This window comes from Bradyrhizobium sp. PRIMUS42 (assembly GCF_023006515.1).
Classification (GTDB): Bacteria; Pseudomonadota; Alphaproteobacteria; order Rhizobiales; family Xanthobacteraceae; genus Bradyrhizobium.
This window is the reverse complement of sequence record NZ_JALBGZ010001162.1, coordinates 1-1,272: the sequence shown is the minus strand read 5'-3', so window position 1 is coordinate 1,272 and position 1,272 is coordinate 1. Positions and strand designations below refer to the sequence as shown.

Genomic DNA, 1,272 nt, shown 5'->3' with positions numbered 1-1,272 from the left:
CGTGCAACCTCGGACGAGGTGCACGTCTCTCCGCCTTTCTCGCTTGACCACTGACTTGCGCGCCGCCCTTCAGCATCCTGAAGGCATAACGCCGCCGAACCGGGACGCTGTGCTTCGTCTCGGTCGAGCACAGCATCTCCTCTCCGCGCGGCGTTGCCATCCGTGAGCGGCAGGACATCGTCTATCGCGAGATGACGAGCAGCGCGCCCGCCGGCGCCAAGGCCCCGCCTCCGCCGCCGAAGGCGCAGCACCGCGAGACCCATGTCTCCGATCCCGTGCTGCTGTTCCGTTATTCCGCGCTGACCTTCAACGGCCACCGCATCCACTACGATCGCGACTACGTCACCAAGGTCGAGGGCTATCCGGGCCTGATCTTCCACGGGCCGCTTCAGGCGGCATTCATCATCGAGATGGCGGCGAAGCTCCATGGCGGCAAGGCGCCGAAGAAGTTCACCTATCGCGGGATGCAACCGCTGTTCGAGGGCACGGAGTTCTCCATCAACGCCAACGAGACCGAGGCCGGCATGGAGCTGTGGACCGCGAACGCAGAGGGCCAGCCGACGATGAAGGGCACGGCGGTGTGGTGATAGATACACCGTCATTCCGGGACGACGCGAAGCATCGAGCCCGGAATCTCGAGATTCCGGGTTCGCTTCGCGCCCCGGAATGACGGCTCAATAAAAGCATTCGGGGACGGAAACCATGGCCAAGAACGGCAAGACCGGCAGCAGATCCGTCACCGTGAAGCAGGCGACCCTCGACCTGCTGCGCGCCTTCGGCATCGACAGGGTGTTCGGCAATCCCGGCTCGACCGAGCTGCCGTTCCTGAGCGACTGGCCGGACGACATTGACTATGTGCTGGCGCTGCAGGAGGCCTCCGCCGTCGGCATGGCTGACGGCTACGCGCAGGCCACGCGTAATGCCGGCTTCGTCAATCTGCATTCGGCCGCCGGCGTCGGCAACGCGCTCGGCAACATCTATACCGCGCATCGCAACCAGACCCCGCTGGTGATCACCGCAGGCCAGCAGGCGCGCTCGATCCTGCCGCTGCAGGCGTTCCTCTATGCCGAACGCGCCTCGGAATTCCCACGACCTTACGTCAAATACAGCGTCGAGCCGGCGCGGCCCGAAGACGTACCGGCCGCGATCGCGCGGGCCTATTACACCGCGATGCAGCCGCCGTGCGGACCGACCTTCGTGTCGATCCCGATCGACGACTGGGGCCATGCGACGGCGCCGGTGGAAGCGCGCAAGGTCAGCCGCGAGATCGGC

General features: G+C 65.6%; 1 protein-coding gene and 1 pseudogene. Both read left to right on the top strand.

What is annotated here, in order from left to right; translation table 11 throughout:
* Window positions 1-98: 98 nt before the first annotated feature.
* Window positions 99-587, top strand: a pseudogene (locus tag MOV75_RS38630) (protein dehydratase); the annotation flags it as partial.
* Window positions 588-702: 115 nt separating this feature from the next.
* The coding region (locus MOV75_RS38625) for a thiamine pyrophosphate-binding protein (protein ID WP_247008078.1) at window positions 703-1,272 on the top strand (570 nt) is incomplete at its 3' end.